This is a genomic window from Corynebacterium lizhenjunii, assembly GCF_011038655.2.
Lineage (GTDB): Bacteria > Actinomycetota > Actinomycetes > Mycobacteriales > Mycobacteriaceae > Corynebacterium > Corynebacterium lizhenjunii.
The window spans coordinates 1354172-1371059 of the sequence record NZ_CP064954.1 but is presented as its reverse complement, the minus strand read 5'-3'; the positions used below and the strand labels follow the sequence as shown (position 1 = coordinate 1371059).

Below are 16888 nucleotides of genomic sequence, written 5' to 3'. Positions count from 1 at the left end.
GAGCGTCTTGGCAAGAGCATGGAACCCCGGCACGTGAAGCGCAGGCAAAATGGCCTGGCGGTCCTGGTGGCCTCTATCGTGTTGATCGTAGGCGTCATTGGCTACATTGCCGTGCACAACCTGCGCGCATACGGCGTCCCGGACGACTATGAGGGAGAAGGCAACGGCACTATGGCGCTCATCGAGGTCCCAGAGGGCTCCTCTATGTCCCTGCTGGGCGGACAGCTGGTGGAAAAGAACGTTGTGGCTTCTGATAGCGCGTTCCAAACGGCAGCGGCCAATAATCCACATGCTTCCCGCATCCAGCCCGGGTTCTTCCGTCTGCAGGAAGAGATGAGTGCCAAGGCTGCCGTGGAAGCATTGCTCAACCCTGATAACAAGGTCGATCTGCTTGAGGTTCAGGGCGGATCTACCCTGGCCGATGTGGTGGTAGTGGGCGGCGACGTACGTTATGGCATTTATTCCATGATCTCGCGGGTGACCTGTGCGGAGGACGATTGCGTGAGCAAGGAAGACCTCGAGCGGGTCGCGGCTACGGTAGACCCGGCTGAGCTGGGGGCACCTGAGTGGGCCCTGGATGCTGTGCGCTCCCGCGGTGAGGACCCTAAGCGCCTGGAGGGGTTGATTGCTCCTGGCCAATACGTCCTCAACCCGCAGTGGGATGCCCAGCAGATCCTCACTGACCTGATCACCCGCTCGACGAAGCGCTACAACGAGACCAACATTGTCGAACGCGCTGGGGTAATTGGCCTGAGCCCCTATGAGTTGCTTACCGCTGCCTCTCTGGTGGAGCGCGAGGCCCCGGCCGGGGAGTTCGACAAGGTAGCCCGCGTGATCCTCAACCGCCTTGCAGAGCCCATGCGTTTGGAGTTTGACTCCACGGTTAATTACTCCCTGGAAGACGTCGAACTAGCTACTACCGATGAGGCCCGCGCCCAGCGCACCCCGTGGAATACCTACGCCAAGGACGGCCTGCCGGAGACCCCGATTGCCTCGCCTTCGGAGGAAGCCATCCAGGCAATGGAGAACCCGGCTGAAGGCCAGTGGAAGTTCTTCGTCACCATTGACAAGCAAGGCACTACTGTCTTTACGGACACCTATGAGCAGCACCTTGAGCAGGTGGACGTGGCGCTCAACTCCGGTATCCTCAACTCTCAGCGTTAGTTGTCTACAGCTGGCGTCTACAGTTCTAGATTCGATGTCGGCCCCTGCACCCGCTAGTCGCTAGTCCGCAGATGGAACAGCGGGCTCGTGGGTGCGAAAACCGTGGAGGTGACCATGCCAAAGGCTGCAGTGCTTGGCAAACCCATTAGCCATTCTTTATCCCCGATCTTGCATAATGCCGGCTATGCCGCATTGGGCTTGCAGGACTTCGTTTATGAGCGCTTCGAAGTAGACGCCCAGCAACTGCCCAAGTTCGTGGCCAGCGCTTCCGAGGACTACCGGGGCTTTTCGGTGACCATGCCGGGAAAATTTGCCGCGCTAGAATTTGCTGATGAGGTCACCGACCGTGCTCGGTTGATTGGCTCAGCTAACACGCTGGTGCGTACCGATGCCGGCTGGCGTGCGGATAATACCGACACCGAAGGTGTGCTGGGGGCACTGGGGGAGTTGCTGGGTCACAGCTCCGGCACCCTTAGCCGTGCGATGGTCATTGGCTCCGGGGGAACCGCCCGCCCGGCGCTGTGGGCGCTGGCCCAACGAGGGGTGGGAGATATTTATGTGCTCAACCGCAGTGACCGCCTGCACGAACTTGCCCCGCTGGCACAAACCCTGGGCGTCGAACTGCACCGCGTGAGTTTTGACGATGATCTCCTGGTGCTTAACCGATCCATGGACGTGGTGGTCTCCACCGTGCCTAGCGCTGCGGTGAGCAATCACCTCGATGTGCTGTGCCACGCGCCGTTGCTCGATGTTATTTACGAACCGCTGCCCACCGAGTTGATGATCCATGCCGCAGCCGACGGTTATCCCACCGTTGGTGGCAACATCATGCTGGCTTACCAGTCCTTTAGCCAATTCGAGCAATTTACCGGCCAGCCCGCCCCGCGCCAGCACATGCTTGATGCCCTATGCGAGGTCCTGGAACGCAAACGCAAAGAAGCCGGCTGGGAACCCGGCGGGCAGCCTGAAGCCGACGCCGACTAGCCTCGCTGTGCTGCACGCCCGCTAGCCGGCACCTTGTCACCCGGCACGCTATCACCCGGAACACCGTCAACCGGCAGGCTGGGATCTCCAGGGAAGAGCCGCGGGCCGAGGGCGCGCAGCACATAGACCAAGGCTACTAGCACCGGAACCTCAATGAGTGGGCCTACCGTTCCAGCCAGCGCCTGGCCGGAGGCCGCACCAAAGGTGCCAATAGCCACTGCGATGGCTAGCTCAAAGTTATTGCCGGCCGCGGTAAAGGCCAGGGAGGTACTGCGCGAGTAATTGAGCCGCGCCGCCCGCGCCGCGCCGAGACCAATGGCAAACATGATGATGAAGTAGCACAGCAGCGGAATGGCCACCCGCGCCACCGTGCCGGGCTGGCTCAGTACGTACTGACCCTGCAAACAAAAAAGCGCCGCAATGGTATAGAGCAACCCAATGAGTGCTAGGGGAGACACCGCGGGAAGAAACTTATCTTCATACCACGCCCGCCCGCGAGCGGCCTCTCCAAGCAAACGAGAAGCAATGCCCGCGGCCAGGGGAATACCCAAGAAGATCAGGACAGAGACCACAATGGAGCGGAAAGAGAAGGCGGCATCGGCAGACTCTAGCCCCAACCAGCCGGGCAGAACCTGCAGGTAGAACCAACCCAAAACTGCAAACATGGCCACCTGGAATACAGAATTAATCGCCACCAGCACAGCAGTGAGCTCCCGGTCACCGCAGGCAAGGTCCGACCAAATCAGCACCATGGCAATACACCGGGCCAGGCCCACAATGATGACCCCGGTGCGCAGCTGCGGGGCATCGGCAAGAAAAGCCCAGGCCAGCGCGAACATTAGCGCAGGGCCGAGCACCCAATTAAGCAACACACTGAGCACCAAGACTTTGAACTCACCGGCAACGCGCACGGCCTTGTCATAGCGCACCTTGGCCAGCGGTGGATACATCATCACCAGCAGCCCAGCCGCAATGGGCACAGAGATCCCGCCGACCTCCGCCGCGTGCAACCAACCCGGCAAAGGGGTGGTGCTGGCCGCTAGGCCTGCGGCCATCGCGGCAATGATCCACACCGGGAGCAGGCGGTCCATAGCTGAAAGCTGCACGCAAATCCCTTTCGTCGACTATGCTGACAGGCATGCGGGGGGACATTCTAGCAGTCGTGATAGCAGCCGCCGTCGGCGCATGGGCGCTGACCTTGGCACTAATTGACGTGCGCTGGCGCCGTTTGCCGGACGTGCTTACGCTGCCGGCAACGGTGCTGAGCCTGGTGCTCTGCTGGCACCCGGCCGGCCTGCTGTGGCCGGGCCTGTACCTAATGCTGGCGGTGCGAGGCGGGGGCATCGGCGGGGGAGACATCAAGTTGGCCATCTCCTTGGGCATGCTGGCAGCTGCGGCGGGAGGATGGGTGGGGGTAGCGTGCGCCATTGTGGCAGCAAACCTGCTGAGTCTGCTGGTCATGGCGGTGGCGCAGCGTGCCGATGCCCCGCATGGTCCGGCCATGCTGGTCGCAGCGTTGGGAGTGTGGCTGCTTTGCGGTACCTAGTGCGCGACAGGTGCAGCTATGCGTGCCATAATTGGCGGCATGCTTCGTTGGACTACTGCCGGGGAATCGCACGGCCAGGCGCTCATCGCAACTGTTGAGCACCTGCCCGCTGGGGTTCCGCTAACTCAAGAGGATGTGTCTTACCACTTAGCCCGCCGCCGCCTGGGATATGGCCGCGGCGCGCGCATGAAGTTTGAGCAGGACGAAGTCACCCTGCTTAGCGGCGTGGTCCATGGCAAGACCTTGGGTTCTCCGGTGACCATCATGGTGGGAAATACTGAATGGCCCAAGTGGACCACAATCATGTCGCCAGCCCCTGTGGACCTGGAGGACCCGGAGGTGGCCAAGGCGATGTCTTCGGGGCGCGGTGCCAAACTAACCCGCCCCCGTCCGGGCCACGCAGACTTCGCCGGGATGATCAAGTATGACAAGGATGACGCCCGGGCGATTTTGGAGCGCTCCTCTGCCCGCGAGACCGCCGCGCGTGTCGCAGCGGCTACCGCTGCCCGGAATTTTCTGCGCGAGACCCTCGGGGTAGAGGTTTTCTCTCATGTCATCAGCATTGGGGACAGTGAGGTTTCTGCAGGCCCTGCGCCCACTTTTGCGGACTTGGAGCGTATTGACGCCTCCCCGGTGCGTGCCGCCCACCTGGATGCCGAAGAGTCGATGATTGCCCAGATTGAGGCTGCGAAGAAAGCCGGGGACACCTTGGGCGGTGTTGTCGAAGTTATTGTCACCGGACTGCCCATCGGTTTGGGCTCCCACGTGTCAGGGGAGGACCGTCTGGATGCACAGCTGGCAGCCGCGCTGATGGGTATTCAATCCGTCAAGGGCGTGGAAGTTGGTGACGGCTTTGCAGAGGCCCGCCGCCGGGGTTCTGCGGCGCATGATGAGATGGTGCGCACCGCAGACGGGGTAGATAGGCTGAGCAACCGCGCCGGTGGGTTGGAAGGTGGAATGACCAATGGTCAACCTCTGCGCGTGCGCGCTGCAATGAAGCCGATTTCCACAGTGCCGCGCGCACTACAGACAGTGGATATGTCTACCGGCGCCGCAGCTAGTGCTATCCATCAGCGCTCCGATGTCTGCGCTGTGCCTGCCGGAGGCGTAGTGGCAGAGGCCATGGTGGCGCTGGTGTTGGCCCGCGCGGTGCTGGAGAAGTTTGGCGGCGACAGCGTGGCGGAGACGCGCCGCAATATCGAGTCCTACCTGGACTACGTGGCCCGGCGTCTGCAATTCGACTCCGACGAATAACACTGGGCGAATAAGACGCGGTGAATAAAGCAGAGCGTATGAGGCAGCGGAAGAAGTTGGAGTGTAGAGGTGACTAAGCAAGAGCTAGACGTCCATTTTGGGCCCGCCCCACGCGTGGTGTTGGTGGGGCCGCCGGGCGCTGGTAAATCCACAATTGGGCGCCGCTTGTCCCGGGCGCTTAACTGTGAACTGGTGGACTCAGACGATCTTATTGAGGGCGGCGAAGGGCGCACATGCGGAGAAATCTTCGCCGAAGAGGGTGAGCCCGCGTTTCGAGAGATTGAGGAACGCTATGTCGCCCGCGCGCTGGAGTCCAACGGCGTGGTCAGCCTGGGAGGTGGCGCGGTGCTCTCGCAGGCTACGCGCGACCTGCTAGAGGCGATGACGGTGGTGCTCATTGATGTCTCTGCAGAAGAAGGCACCCGTCGGACCCAAAGGTCTACTACCCGGCCGGTGCTCTATGCCGAGGATCCCCTGGCACACTACCGGAACCTGTTGGAACAGCGCCGGGTGTACTACCAGGAGGTCGCGGACTACCGTGCGCGCACAGATGGGCGCACACCCCAGCAGGTTGTCGGGGACATCCTGAGCTTCTTGGAAAGTTTATAACTCTGGAACTTTTGCCCCGCCGGTTGCGGCGGGCGCAGTCTGTGGAGGGAAAAATATGACCACGCACACTATCGAAGTTAGCGGTCCAGCTGGCTATGAGGTCACCATTGGAAGTGACCTCCGGGGCGCCATCATCGCTCGGGTGCAAGCTAGTGGTGCCCGCAAGGTGGGAATTATCCATCAGCCAAGCGTGCAGGGGTTTGCGCAGGCCCTTAGCCAAGAGCTTCGCGCCGGTGGACTCGCTGTGGTGGAGCTGCCGGTTCCCGATGCCGAGGCCGCGAAGACCTTGCAGGTGGCAGGGCAGCTTTGGGACCATCTGGGAAGGCACAATTTCTCCCGCGCGGATCTCCTAATTGGAGTTGGCGGCGGTGCGGCCACGGACTTGGCCGGCTTCGTGGCGTCTGGGTGGATGCGCGGCATCAAAGTCATTCACGTGCCCACGACGCTGCTGGCTATGGTCGATGCCGCAGTGGGCGGTAAGACCGGAATCAATACCGCCGCAGGCAAAAACCTGGTGGGCGCGTTCTATGAGCCGGATGCTGTCTTCGTAGACATCGAATTGCTGCGCTCCTTACCGCAGGCAGAAATCATCGCTGGCTCGGCGGAGATTATTAAGACCGGCTTTATCCATGACCCAGTGATTATTGAGCGCTATCTGGATAACCCGGCAGCGTGCCTGGACGTGGATGGTTACCTGCCGGAGTTGGTACGCCGCTCTGTTGTTGTCAAGGCCGCTGTGGTTAGCGAAGACTTGAAGGAATCCGGGCTGCGCGAGACCCTCAACTACGGCCATACCTTTGGCCACGCGGTGGAGCTGCGGGAGGACTACACCTGGCGCCACGGCCACGCGGTGGCAGTGGGCATGATGTTTATTGCCCACCTGGCCCACAACCGGGGCTTGATTGGCCAGGACCTTGTGGAGGTGCACCGGGAGATTATCGGTGGCATCGGCCTGCCCACGTCCTACCCGGGTGGGCACTTTGAGCAGCTCTACGCGGCCATGGGGCGTGATAAGAAGAACCGTGGTGCGGGGGTGCGCTTTGTGGCCTTGACCGGTATTGGTGCGACCACCCGCATTGGCGATGCCTCGGTGGAGGACCTCAAAGCGGCTTATGCCGCGATAAGCAGCGGCGCGCACTAACGGCGTGCCTGAAAGTCAGAAAGGTAATCCTGTGAAGCTTGTGGTTATTAACGGGCCAAATTTGAACCGGCTGGGCAAGCGGCAGCCGGAGATCTACGGGCATACAACCTTGGCCGATATTGAATCTGCACTTGCGCAGCTGGCAAGCAGCCACGGAGTCGACTGTGAGTTCTTCCAGTCCAACCATGAAGGCGAGCTGATCGATTGCGTACACCGCGCTGCGGATCAGGGAGCAGCCGTGATCATTAACCCCGGTGGATACACCCATACGTCAGTGGCACTGCGCGATGCCCTGGCTGAGTTGGAACAGGGCTTTGTGGAGGTGCATATCTCTAATGTCCATGCTCGGGAGCCTTTTCGGGCACACTCCTATCTTTCCCCGATTGCCCGTGGTGTCATCGCCGGCCTGGGAACCTATGGCTACACGGCGGCAATGAATTTCTTCCTAGCCCAGCAGGGCTAAGCTACATTCCAGTACCTACCCGCCCACTTTTGTGTTGAGGAGTTGTCTCATGTCTCTCGCAGATACTCGTTACAGTACCCGCCGCCGCAAGCTCGCCGCCGAGCTGGCCTCGCAGCGCATCGATGCCGTGCTGATCACCCACTTGACCCACATGCGCTACTTGACGGGGTTCTCCGGTTCCAATGGTGCGCTGTTGTTGCGCAAAGATCTCTCGGCACTGGTGGCTACCGATGGGCGCTACACCACCCAGATTTCTGAGGAGGTGCCGGATCTAGAAGCATTGATCGTGCGTGCTGTGGGCACGGGCCTGCTGGAGACGCTGGCCGAAGCCGCGCAGCAGGGGCCACTGCGCGTGGGTTTTGAAGCCGAGTACCTGTCTGTTTCTGAGCTTAAGGCTCTGGAAGCCGCAGCTCCTGAGGATGTGACGTTGGTCCCGGTTAGCGGGGTCATCGAGGACATTCGCCTGACCAAGGACTCGCAGGAGCTGACCAAGCTGACCGAAATTGCTGCGCTGGCCAACCAGGCCTTGGAGGAGCTTTTGGCTGCCGAGGAGCTGCGCGTGGGCCGTACGGAGCGCCAGGTCGCGGCCGACTTGGAGTACCGCATGCGCCTGCTCGGGTCTGAGCGAGTTTCTTTTGACACCATCGTGGCGTCCGGTCCGAACTCCGCGAAGCCGCACCACGGTGCCGATGATCGCGTGATCGAGCGCGGTGACCTGGTCACCATTGATTTCGGTGCCCACCTGCGCGGATTTAACTCGGACTGCACCCGCACGTTTGTGATGGGAGAGGTCTCCGACTTCGCGCGCGAAATCTATGAGACCGTGCTAGAAGCCCAGCTGGCTGGCGTGGCGGCGTCCACCCCGGGCACGGCACTTAAGGATGTTGATGCGGCGTGCCGCGACGTCATTGAAAAGGCCGGTTACGGTGAGTACTTTGTTCACTCGACCGGCCATGGTGTTGGCTTGGATGTTCATGAAGGCCCCTGGGCGGCTACCACCGGCAAGGGTGAGCTTGCCGAAGGCATGACGCTGACCATTGAGCCGGGCATTTACGTGCCGGGCCGTGGGGGAGTGCGCATTGAAGACACCCTGATCATCACCGCAGGGGCTCCGAAGATCATCACCCCCATCAGCAAGGAACTGACCATTATCGGTTCCTAAGACCGTTTAGGGCCCTGGGGCTCTGAGCGCACTCAAGGGCCCGTGCTCGGGGCACGGGCCTAACAGGGGTGCCGCCGTGCATGAACTTTATGGCGGGCGTGATATGCTTAAGCACTGTTTTACATGCCCACCTCAATACTTTTGGGAGTTCAAATCCATGGCGGATACCACTGACTTTAAGAACGGCCTTGTGCTCAAGATTGACAACAAGCTGCAGCAAATCATTGAATTCCAGCACGTGAAGCCGGGCAAGGGCCCCGCATTCGTGCGCACCAAGCTCAAGGATGTTGTATCTGGCAAGGTTACGGATAAGACCTTCAACGCAGGCGTGAAGGTGGAGACCGCTACCGTGGACCGCCGCGACATGACTTACCTCTACGACGATGGCTCCAACTACGTGGTCATGGATGATAAGACCTACGAGCAGTTCGAGCTTCCTTATGACAAGTTCGGCACGGCCGGCAAGTTCCTGCTGGAGAACATGCGCGTACAGGTTTCCTTCCACGAGGGCGAGGCATTGTTTGGTGAGCTGCCGATTTCCGTGGACCTGAAGGTGGAGCACACTGAGCCAGGTCTGCAGGGCGACCGTTCTTCCGGTGGTACCAAGCCTGCCACCCTGGAGACCGGCGCGGAGATTCAGGTACCGCTGTTCATCGAGATTGGCAATGTGCTGAAGATCGATACTCGCACCGGCGAGTACCTTTCTCGTGTGAACAACTAAGTTTCGTTAGTAGCAATTCGAGGAGAAAGCTGGCCCAGCGAACATCGTGAGCGATAACAACAGCCCTAGCACCGGTGGCCCCGGCGCAGGTAGCCCCAGCGCCGGTCTACCCAGCAACGGTAGCTCTAGCACCCATGCACCTGCGGAGCAGCCGCAGGTTGACTCCGAGCGCCAAGCTAAAGAGTCTTCGGCGAAGAAGAACCCCCACAAGCGCCACACTGCCCGGTACCGGGCTCGCAGGCGTGCTGCGGATATTCTCTACGAGGCGGAAAGCCGGGATATTGATCCGGTAGCCATCGTTGAAGATCGCATGGCTTTGTCCCGCGATGAGTCGAATGGGGTGGCGCCAATTGCGCAATACACCCAGGATATCGTCCGCGGTGCGGCGGAGGAGCTCGATCTGATTGATGAGACCATCGCGCGCTATCTCTCAGATGATTGGGAATTCCACCGCCTGCCGGCTGTAGACCGGGCGATCTTGCGCGTCGGCGCGTGGGAGCTGTTGTTTAACCCAGAAATTCCTAAGGCCACGGCGGTTGTGGAGGGCGTGGAGCTGGCTAGTCAGTACTCCACGGATAAAGCCGCGCCGTATATCCACGCGGTACTCGACGACATTGCCCAAGCCAACTCCGAGGACAACCCCATGGTCCAGAACTTCCTGGACCCCTACGCGGATGAGATCGACCCGGACGCAGATGGGGCCGATTCCGACGCTGTAGACGCGCCTGATGCCGAGGAGCTTAGCTCTTTCGACCTTGATGCCGAAGCGCCCGAGGCCAACTCGCTAGCACCTGAGGGGAACTAGCCCTGCTCCGTTGTGAGTTGCTGGGCCAGATTGTTGAAGGTGTCCAGGGTTTGCAGTAGCAGCTCCTGGGCAGCGACGACGGCGAAGTTCAGCGCGTGGAAGAGTTGAGCATCGGTCATGCCGGGGCTGGCAACAAAGACGGCATCTCCGCGTAGTTCTGCCTGGCCATCTACGTCTCCAACGCTTACCCGCCCATCGAAGGCTGCGGCGTTGTGTTCATTAGCAATCTGGCGCAAGAACGCGGCACTATCTGCAAAGGATAGGGTGGTGGGGAGAATGCACTCTACTTTGACCAACTCATCAAAAATGCTAAAGGCCCAGTCAAGTTGATTGAAGGTGGCCACGGCAACCGTGTCGGCTTCGGGGTGTTCCACCGCAGTGATGTCATCCTGTGCAAGCAATGCGACGACCCGCTCACGGGTGACTGGCTGGATGCCTTGCTGTGCTGGGCCGTTGCGTGCAGGTCCGTTTTGTGCAGGGGTGTCCGGGGCGGTAGCAAGTTGTTTCGAGGTGGTGGGCTGCTCCGGGGCAGTGCGTGCGTCCATAAATGTGTGTCCTTAAACTCTTTAGGCGTTGTTGTTTTCCCACGTCACTGCAGCGGGCAAGGCCTGAGCAATGTACTCAAAGACCTGCGTAAAACTGTCAAAGGCGCTGTCTAAAAAGCCGCGGAGCTGCTGCATACTCAGCCCCTCTGCAACGCCCATTGCCCGGTTGGCGCTGATGACGATCTCCTCTTGGGCCCGTGGCCCAGGTGCTTCTTGCAGGCTATAGGACAGGGTGGGGGCAATAAAATCCCAGTTAAGGTCACCCAGAAGCGCGGCGACCTCATCCTCAGCGGTAGCGGGAAGACGGCCCTCCCACGTGGCGAAGGCGGACAGGGTGCCTTCCTGTAGGTCGCAGTAGATGCTCAGGTGCGGAAGGCCGGTTTGCAAGACGGTGCGGGCGGTATCGGCAGGCTCGGCCTGACACGAGTCTTCCGGTACCGCTGGGGTTTCAGCGCCAGGTCCGTCCTCATCGGTGATTGCGGCGATGAGCGCGTAGTCCATGCCCAGCTCATCGCAGGCCTGCGCAAGGCGGGGGATTGTGACCTCCTGGATTTTTGCCACTGGCTAGTTACCCTCCGTTGCTTCGGCGGCGGCTGCGGAGCCCAGCTTGGCCATCTCCTCAGCGGCGGCGACCATGGCGTTCTGGGCCCCAAGGACGCCATCGACGGCGGCCTGCAGTGCGGCTTGCAGCTGCTGGTCAGTCATTCCAGCGGCAATGGAAATATCGCGCTCGGTACGCACCACCAGTTGGTCATCGAAGTCGGTGATGACGGCGCGGGCGCCCAGCGCTACGGAGTTGATTTGATTCGCGGCCAGGAATAATCCGGCATCGGCCTGCGAGTACGCGGCGTCGGTCTGCACGTCCGCACGCACAATGACCACGGAGTCCAGCACCGCGAACAAGCAGGGAAGGCCGTTGAGGTTGGCCGTAGCGGAGTCATCACGGCCCTCAATCTTGTCCAGCGTGACGTCAAAGGTCGCCATGGCGTCTACCACCCGGTCGATGGTCACGACCTCTAGCGAGTGAGGGTCCTGTGGGTTGAGCTTAGTCATGGTGGGGGTCCTCCCAGGTCACGAGTTGTGGGTAGTGCTGTTCAATCCAGGCGAAAGCCTCCAGGACTGAGTTGAGGGTGGACATCACAAACGCCCCTAATTGGTTACGGGACACCCCAGGGGTGATATGTAGTTCACGCACTGCTGAGACCACCAAGGACTGGTTGTGGTCTTGGCCTTCATAAAAACGCAGGGTGGGAGCAAAATGCTCGGCATTCCACTGATTATTGATCATCAGTAGGTGCGGGCCCTCAGACACGGGCACCTGGCCGCGCCACACGGAGTCGACCACCAGGGTGTTGTTGCGGATCTGCATGGCGATGGCCGCGTTGCTAAACCCGGTACGCAGCACGCGCAGGGTCGCTGGCGCCTGGGACTCCTCGGCCGGGGCTTCGGACTCCGAGTCATGGGGCGCCGGGGCGTCGGGGGCATCGGCAGATTCCGGCGCTTCGGGGGCAGGGTGTTCCTCAATGCGGTACTGCAGGCCCTGTTGAGTGAAAATCTCCCCGATGCGCTCCAAGGTGGGCGCGGTAATGGGGGTATCGGGCAAAATGTCTGGGTCAGCAGCAGACTGTGCGGCGCTGCCGGAGGTGTCTTCTGTCATATTGTGCGACACAGGGTCCTTACTCTTCTCGTCGTTGGCGTGGGGACTTCCCCAACGGGGGAGGTCAAACACTAGCCCTCTAAGCTTAACGGAGATGCCTCCCGCAGCTAACCAGGGCCTAACCCGCAGCTAATACGCGCCTAGTCTGGGTTTAATCCGGGAGCTGCTCAACCAGTGCCTCACCGCCCAGCTCGTGGGCCAGAGCGGCATCAATGGTGGGGTAGCGGAAGGTGTGGTCACCCAGGAGTGTGCTGGTTACTCGCTGGTCTGCCAGCGCCAATTCGCTGGCACCTTCTTTGCCTAGCAAGAGCGCGGGGCCTAAGGTCGGGATAGGCAGCAGCGCGGGGCGGTTGAGCTCGCGGGCCAGGGCGTGCGCCATGTTGCGGTTGAGCACAGGCTCTGGCGCCACGGCGTTGAGCGGCCCGGACAGGCTGGAGTCAAAAAGCGCCCGCATGTATATGTCAGTGAGATCGTCTTGCGCAATCCAGCTGAACCAAAACTCTCCGCTACCAAAAGTCCCACCCAGGCCGGTCTGGAATAACGTGCGCACTATAGGCAGTAGTCCGGCGTTTCCCGCCAGCGCCACCCCGGTGCGAATGGTGGCCACGCGCAGCCCCGCGTCCCGGGCGGCAGTGGTGGCGGCCTCCCAATCCGTGACGAGTTCCGCCAGGAAGCCCTCACCGGGCTCTGAGGTCTCAGTCAGGACCTCACTGCCGCGGTTGGGCCCGTAATAGCCAATGGCCGAGGCACTCACAAATGTTTCCACCCCCGGGGTGCGCGCCGCCAGCTCTGCAAGCGCCCGGGTGGGTCCAATGCGCGAGGAGCGCAGGGCTTGCTTGTGGGCCTCGTTAAACCTGCCAAAGATGGGCTCGCCCGCCAGGTGTACTACCTTGCCGATGCCCTCTAAAAGGTCAGGTGCCGGGTGCAAGGGGTTCCAGTGGCGCTGACCTGGTTTGGGTTGGTTGCGCACCAATTGGACCACCTTGACCCCGGCGGTGGTAAGTTGCGCGCACAGCGCGCGGCCTACGGCGCCCCGGGAGCCGGTGACGGCGACGGTGGTGGGGGTATCGGCAAGCACGGGTTCCACCAGGGGCTGGAGACGGTGCAGGAACGCAAGGTCATTGATCAGCTGGTGCTGGCGGTAGGCAAAAATACTGCGCAGCGCGGCACGCGGCAGGCGGGTGGTGACGGTATCGGTAATGCTGGTGGCCTGCTGCCCGGGGGAGCCCGAGGGGGCATCGGCAAAAGTACGTGTGTGGCGCCAAGTGGCCAGAGTGCGTAGAGGTGCGTTGATGCAAACGTCGCTGAAGCTATAGCCGCGGCGATAGCGGGAAAGATCGTGGCGGGCGACCCACCGCAGGCCGGCGGGCAGTCCCAGGATGTTGGTGCCGTCGGCGAGGTTGCTGGCTTGTTGCAGGGGGGACATCGGCAGGAAAGGAGGTGTCAGCCGCGCCAAAGCGCCGGGGCGGGTATGCCAATCCCAGACCTCTTCGCGGGGGGCGGGAACTACGTGTTGCGTGCGAAAATTCATGTCAGCCTCCGGGGGCGGTGTCGCGGGCGACCTGCGGGATTTTGGTATTCAACCCAAAGCACCCACGTGAGTTTAGCGCACGCCGCCGATTCTTAGGGGTACTTCGTCGGGCGTGTGGCCCTATGGGGGAGAGCGGGCGGTTCAGCCCCCCAGGTGGGGGCGAACGGGGTTGTGGGGTGGGCTGCGAGGTCGGCTGCGAGGTGCTAGGATAAGCGCAACTTCTGTTGGCATCCTTTAAAAGCCGCACTGTGAGGCGGGGAAGGAGGTCTCGATGAGTGTAGACAACGCGTCCGCGGGCTTCTCAGAGCTATTGAGCTCTGCTGATGTCGCGCGCACCGTGGCACGCATCGCGCACCAGGTAATTGAAAAGACGGCGTTGGACGGCGCGGATAGTATGGATGACTCTGCGGCGCCGCGCGTGGTGTTGTTGGGCATTCCTTCGGGGGGAGTGCCCTTGGCGCAACGTTTGGCCGCAAAGATTGAGGAGTTTTCGGGGGTAAGTGTTGCGCACGGTTCGCTGGACATCACCCTCTACCGTGATGATCTGCGCTCCCGGCCACACCGGGCGCTAGCGCCCACGCAAATCCCCGCCGGCGGCATTGACGGCGCCATCGTCATTTTGGTCGATGATGTGCTGTATTCCGGGCGCACTATTCGCGCTGCGCTGGATGCTTTGCGGGACATCGGCAGGCCTGCTGCCATTCAGCTGGCCTGCCTGGTGGACCGTGGCCACCGCGAGGTGCCCATTCGGGCCGACTACGTGGGCAAGAACCTGCCTACCGCCCGTGATGAGGACGTCCAGGTGCTGGTGGCCGACATTGATGGTCGCGACGCAGTGGTGCTGTCTAGGCCCAGCGCGCCCCAATCAGAGTCTGTGGAAGGTTAAGTGGTTAACACCATGAAGCATTTGATTGATATTGCAGATTTGTCCCCGGCGGAGATTGTGGGCCTGCTGGATGAGGCCGACCGTTTCCGCGAGGCCTTAAGCGGCCGGGATTCCAAGAAGCTGCCTACCCTGCGCGGTCGGACGATTTATACCCTGTTCTATGAGAACTCCACCCGCACGCGGTCTTCTTTTGAGACGGCCGGTAAGTGGATGTCCGCGGATGTAATCAACATCTCTGCGTCGTCCTCTTCGGTGAAGAAGGGCGAGTCGCTCAAGGACACCGGCTTGACGCTGAAGGCTATCGGTACTGATGCGATCATTATTCGCCACCCATCTTCGGGCGCCGCGAAGCAGCTGGCGCAGTGGGTGGCCCCGGACGGGCAGGGCCCGAGCGTGATCAATGCCGGGGACGGCTCCCACCAGCACCCCACCCAGGCACTGCTGGACGCGACCACCATGCGCATGCGCTTGGGGATTAGTGGCGGAAACTTTGCGGGCCTGAAGGTCAAGATTGTGGGAGATTGCCTGCATTCGCGTGTGGTGCGTTCCAATGTGGACCTGCTGCATGCTCTGGGCGCGGAGGTAACTTTGGTGGCACCGCCAACCTTGCTGCCAGTCGGGGTGGAGCAGTGGCCGGTCAAGGTTTCCTATGACTTTGATGCAGAGCTTGCCGATGCCTCCGTGGTGATGATGCTGCGCGTGCAACAGGAGCGCATGAACGGCGGGTTCTTCCCCTCGCACCGGGAATACGCCGCCTTGTACGGCTTGTCCAAGGAGCGCGCTGCCCGCTTGCCTAAAGATGCCATCATCATGCACCCGGGGCCCATGCTGCGCGGCATGGAGATCAACTACGCAGTGGCTGACTATGACAATGCTGTGGTGCTGGACCAGGTTAATAACGGCGTGCACTTGCGAATGGCCGTGCTCTTTAGCCTGTTGGCGCACGGAGAAGGCGCTGGTATCTAGCCACATGGAGGCTAGCTGCATGTCGCACCCTGAGAGATACTTTCGGATTGAGGAAAGGCACCTACATGACTAACTACCCCGCCACCGGCGCCCAGGCTCCCGCCGCTGCAGGCACCATTGTGCTGCACAACGTTCGCCCTTATGGGGAGGGCGAGGACACTAGCGTCACCATTACTGATGGGGTGATTACCCACATTGGTCCCGTCCCGGAGGACGTTGATCCTACGGCCACGGTGATTGAGGGCCACTCGCGGGTGCTGCTGCCGGGCCTGGTGGACATGCACGTCCACTTGCGTGAGCCGGGCCGAGAGGACACGGAGACCATTGAGACTGGATCGCAGGCCGCCGCCAAGGGCGGGTTTACCGCGGTGTTTACCATGGCCAATACCGCGCCGGTACTGGACCAGCCCATCATCGCAGAATCTGTGTGGGCTAAGGGCCAGAAGGTGGGCCTGTGCGATGTGCACCCGGTGGGCTCGATTACTAAGGGCCTGGAGGGCAAGACCCTGACGGAATTTGGCATGCTGCGCAATAGTGATGCCAAGGTGCGCATGTTTTCTGATGACGGAAAGTGCGTCACTGACCCGCAGCTGATGCGTCGCGCCTTGGAGTACGCCAAGGGCTTGGATGTCTTGCTGGCACAGCACGCTGAGGACCACCGTATGACTGAGGGCGCGAGTGCCCATGAGGGCCAAACCGCCGCCCGGTTGGGCCTGCGGGGTTGGCCGCGCGTGGCGGAAGAGTCCATTGTGGCCCGTGATGCCCTCTTGGCGCGTGATTATGGCAACCGCGTGCACATCTGTCACGCTTCCACCACGGGAACGGTCGAGCTGCTCAAGTGGGCTAAGACCCAGGGGATTCCGCTGACCGCCGAGGTCACCCCGCATCACCTGTTGCTGACTGATAGCAAGCTGGAAACTTATGACGGCTTGTATCGTGTGAATCCACCGCTGAGGGAGAGCCACGACGTTGCTGCACTGCGTGAGGCCCTGCTTGATGGCACCATCGACTGCGTGGCCACCGACCACGCCCCGCATGGCAGTGAAGACAAGTGCGTGGAATTTGAACACGCGAAGCCGGGAATGCTGGGCCTGGAGTCTTCCCTGGCGATTGTGGCCCGCATCTTTGTGGAGTCCGGCCTGGCGGACTGGCGTTTTGTGGCCCGAGTGATGAGTGAAAAGCCCGCAGAAATCACCCGCCTGCCAGACCATGGCCGCCCGATTGCGGTGGGCGAGCCCGCCAACCTCACCATCGTGGACCCCCAAAGCTCCTGGACGTCCGATAACGCCCAGTTGGCATCCAAGTCGGAGAATAACCCCTATGCCGGTGAGGAGTTCCACACGCAGGTCGCCCTGACCGTGCTGCGTGGGCACGTGACCTATGACCGCGACGCTGCCGGTGGCCGCGTGCCCGCAGCTGCTGCGCACTAAGAACCGAGAATCCAAAAATAAGGA

General features: G+C 61.3%; 18 protein-coding genes and 1 pseudogene. 13 read left to right on the top strand and 6 right to left on the bottom strand.

What is annotated here, in order from left to right:
- Positions 1 to 18 precede the first annotated feature (18 nt).
- Positions 19 to 1164 (top strand): endolytic transglycosylase MltG, encoded by a 1146-nt coding sequence (locus tag G7Y31_RS06355; protein WP_196823646.1) that lies wholly within the window; start codon positions 19 to 21, stop codon positions 1162 to 1164.
- A gap of 114 nt (positions 1165 to 1278) precedes the next feature.
- Positions 1279 to 2148, top strand: a complete 870-nt coding sequence (locus tag G7Y31_RS06350) for a shikimate dehydrogenase (protein WP_165008243.1) — start codon at positions 1279 to 1281, stop codon at positions 2146 to 2148.
- Here G7Y31_RS06350 and arsB read toward each other — a convergent pair.
- On the bottom strand, positions 2145 to 3239 hold the full coding sequence (arsB, locus tag G7Y31_RS06345; RefSeq protein ID WP_165008312.1) for an ACR3 family arsenite efflux transporter: 1095 nt from the start codon (positions 3237 to 3239) through the stop codon (positions 2145 to 2147). The two genes, G7Y31_RS06350 and arsB, sit on opposite strands and share 4 nt — an antisense overlap.
- 47 nt (positions 3240 to 3286) lie before the next feature.
- Between arsB and G7Y31_RS06340 the strand changes: the two genes are divergently transcribed.
- From G7Y31_RS06340 to nusB, 8 genes and pseudogenes are all read left to right on the top strand, one after another.
- Complete coding sequence (locus G7Y31_RS06340) at positions 3287 to 3694, top strand: prepilin peptidase (protein ID WP_165008241.1); 408 nt, start codon at positions 3287 to 3289, stop codon at positions 3692 to 3694.
- Between the two features lie 39 nt (positions 3695 to 3733).
- Positions 3734 to 4948: a chorismate synthase gene (gene aroC, locus G7Y31_RS06335; RefSeq protein ID WP_165008239.1), complete on the top strand. Its 1215-nt coding sequence runs from the start codon at positions 3734 to 3736 to the stop codon at positions 4946 to 4948.
- 69 nt (positions 4949 to 5017) lie between these two features.
- Entirely contained in the window at positions 5018 to 5557 is a 540-nt protein-coding gene (locus G7Y31_RS06330) for a shikimate kinase (RefSeq protein WP_165008237.1), read from the top strand.
- A gap of 55 nt (positions 5558 to 5612) precedes the next feature.
- Positions 5613 to 6698 carry a 3-dehydroquinate synthase gene (gene aroB, locus G7Y31_RS06325; protein WP_165008235.1) on the top strand — a complete coding sequence of 362 codons (1086 nt, stop codon included), beginning with the start codon at positions 5613 to 5615 and terminating at the stop codon, positions 6696 to 6698.
- Between the two features lie 31 nt (positions 6699 to 6729).
- A complete protein-coding gene (gene aroQ / locus G7Y31_RS06320) occupies positions 6730 to 7161 on the top strand; it encodes a type II 3-dehydroquinate dehydratase (RefSeq protein ID WP_165008233.1) in 432 nt (143 codons plus the stop codon).
- Positions 7162 to 7210: 49 nt separating this feature from the next.
- Positions 7211 to 8323 carry an aminopeptidase P family protein gene (locus G7Y31_RS06315; RefSeq protein ID WP_165008231.1) on the top strand — a complete coding sequence of 371 codons (1113 nt, stop codon included), beginning with the start codon at positions 7211 to 7213 and terminating at the stop codon, positions 8321 to 8323.
- A gap of 157 nt (positions 8324 to 8480) precedes the next feature.
- A complete protein-coding gene (efp, locus tag G7Y31_RS06310) occupies positions 8481 to 9044 on the top strand; it encodes an elongation factor P (protein ID WP_165008229.1) in 564 nt (187 codons plus the stop codon).
- Positions 9045 to 9252: 208 nt separating this feature from the next.
- Positions 9253 to 9849, top strand: a pseudogene (gene nusB, locus G7Y31_RS06305) (transcription antitermination factor NusB); the annotation flags it as partial.
- Here the strand turns inward: nusB and G7Y31_RS06300 are convergent.
- From G7Y31_RS06300 to G7Y31_RS06280, 5 genes are all read right to left on the bottom strand, one after another.
- Positions 9846 to 10394 carry a hypothetical protein gene (locus G7Y31_RS06300; protein ID WP_165008225.1) on the bottom strand — a complete coding sequence of 183 codons (549 nt, stop codon included), beginning with the start codon at positions 10392 to 10394 and terminating at the stop codon, positions 9846 to 9848. The pseudogene nusB and the gene G7Y31_RS06300 sit on opposite strands and share 4 nt — an antisense overlap.
- A 21-nt stretch (positions 10395 to 10415) precedes the next feature.
- Positions 10416 to 10955, bottom strand: coding sequence for a hypothetical protein (locus G7Y31_RS06295; RefSeq protein WP_165008223.1), 540 nt, complete (start codon positions 10953 to 10955; stop codon positions 10416 to 10418).
- Positions 10956 to 10958: 3 nt separating this feature from the next.
- On the bottom strand, positions 10959 to 11447 hold the full coding sequence (locus G7Y31_RS06290; RefSeq protein WP_165008221.1) for a YbjN domain-containing protein: 489 nt from the start codon (positions 11445 to 11447) through the stop codon (positions 10959 to 10961).
- Complete coding sequence (locus G7Y31_RS06285) at positions 11440 to 12051, bottom strand: type III secretion system chaperone family protein (protein WP_165008310.1); 612 nt, start codon at positions 12049 to 12051, stop codon at positions 11440 to 11442. Before G7Y31_RS06285 ends, G7Y31_RS06290 begins: the two co-directional genes overlap by 8 nt.
- A gap of 151 nt (positions 12052 to 12202) precedes the next feature.
- Positions 12203 to 13582: a TIGR01777 family oxidoreductase gene (locus G7Y31_RS06280; RefSeq protein ID WP_165008219.1), complete on the bottom strand. Its 1380-nt coding sequence runs from the start codon at positions 13580 to 13582 to the stop codon at positions 12203 to 12205.
- Positions 13583 to 13853: 271 nt separating this feature from the next.
- Between G7Y31_RS06280 and pyrR the strand changes: the two genes are divergently transcribed.
- From pyrR to G7Y31_RS06265, 3 genes are all read left to right on the top strand, one after another.
- Positions 13854 to 14468: a bifunctional pyr operon transcriptional regulator/uracil phosphoribosyltransferase PyrR gene (gene pyrR, locus G7Y31_RS06275; protein ID WP_165008217.1), complete on the top strand. Its 615-nt coding sequence runs from the start codon at positions 13854 to 13856 to the stop codon at positions 14466 to 14468.
- Positions 14469 to 14480: 12 nt separating this feature from the next.
- Positions 14481 to 15434, top strand: coding sequence for an aspartate carbamoyltransferase catalytic subunit (locus G7Y31_RS06270; protein ID WP_165008215.1), 954 nt, complete (start codon positions 14481 to 14483; stop codon positions 15432 to 15434).
- Positions 15435 to 15499: 65 nt separating this feature from the next.
- Complete coding sequence (locus G7Y31_RS06265; protein ID WP_165008213.1) at positions 15500 to 16864, top strand: dihydroorotase; 1365 nt, start codon at positions 15500 to 15502, stop codon at positions 16862 to 16864.
- The last annotated feature ends 24 nt before the right edge of the window (positions 16865 to 16888 follow it).

Excerpts from the sequence above, each read along its gene's own strand:
- G7Y31_RS06350 (WP_165008243.1), top strand. The coding sequence starts at position 1,279 with ATGCCAAAGGCTGCAGTGCTTGGCAAACCCATTAGCCATTCTTTATCC.
- G7Y31_RS06355 (WP_196823646.1), top strand. The coding sequence starts at position 19 with ATGGAACCCCGGCACGTGAAGCGCAGGCAAAATGGCCTGGCGGTCCTG.
- G7Y31_RS06280 (WP_165008219.1), bottom strand. The coding sequence starts at position 13,582 with ATGAATTTTCGCACGCAACACGTAGTTCCCGCCCCCCGCGAAGAGGTC.
- pyrR (WP_165008217.1), top strand. The coding sequence starts at position 13,854 with ATGAGTGTAGACAACGCGTCCGCGGGCTTCTCAGAGCTATTGAGCTCT.
- aroB (WP_165008235.1), top strand. The coding sequence starts at position 5,613 with ATGACCACGCACACTATCGAAGTTAGCGGTCCAGCTGGCTATGAGGTC.
- efp (WP_165008229.1), top strand. The coding sequence starts at position 8,481 with ATGGCGGATACCACTGACTTTAAGAACGGCCTTGTGCTCAAGATTGAC.
- arsB (WP_165008312.1), bottom strand. The coding sequence starts at position 3,239 with ATGGACCGCCTGCTCCCGGTGTGGATCATTGCCGCGATGGCCGCAGGC.
- G7Y31_RS06300 (WP_165008225.1), bottom strand. The coding sequence starts at position 10,394 with ATGGACGCACGCACTGCCCCGGAGCAGCCCACCACCTCGAAACAACTT.
- G7Y31_RS06290 (WP_165008221.1), bottom strand. The coding sequence starts at position 11,447 with ATGACTAAGCTCAACCCACAGGACCCTCACTCGCTAGAGGTCGTGACC.
- G7Y31_RS06265 (WP_165008213.1), top strand. The coding sequence starts at position 15,500 with ATGACTAACTACCCCGCCACCGGCGCCCAGGCTCCCGCCGCTGCAGGC.
- aroC (WP_165008239.1), top strand. The coding sequence starts at position 3,734 with ATGCTTCGTTGGACTACTGCCGGGGAATCGCACGGCCAGGCGCTCATC.
- G7Y31_RS06285 (WP_165008310.1), bottom strand. The coding sequence starts at position 12,051 with ATGACAGAAGACACCTCCGGCAGCGCCGCACAGTCTGCTGCTGACCCA.
- G7Y31_RS06270 (WP_165008215.1), top strand. The coding sequence starts at position 14,481 with ATGAAGCATTTGATTGATATTGCAGATTTGTCCCCGGCGGAGATTGTG.
- G7Y31_RS06315 (WP_165008231.1), top strand. The coding sequence starts at position 7,211 with ATGTCTCTCGCAGATACTCGTTACAGTACCCGCCGCCGCAAGCTCGCC.
- G7Y31_RS06340 (WP_165008241.1), top strand. The coding sequence starts at position 3,287 with ATGCGGGGGGACATTCTAGCAGTCGTGATAGCAGCCGCCGTCGGCGCA.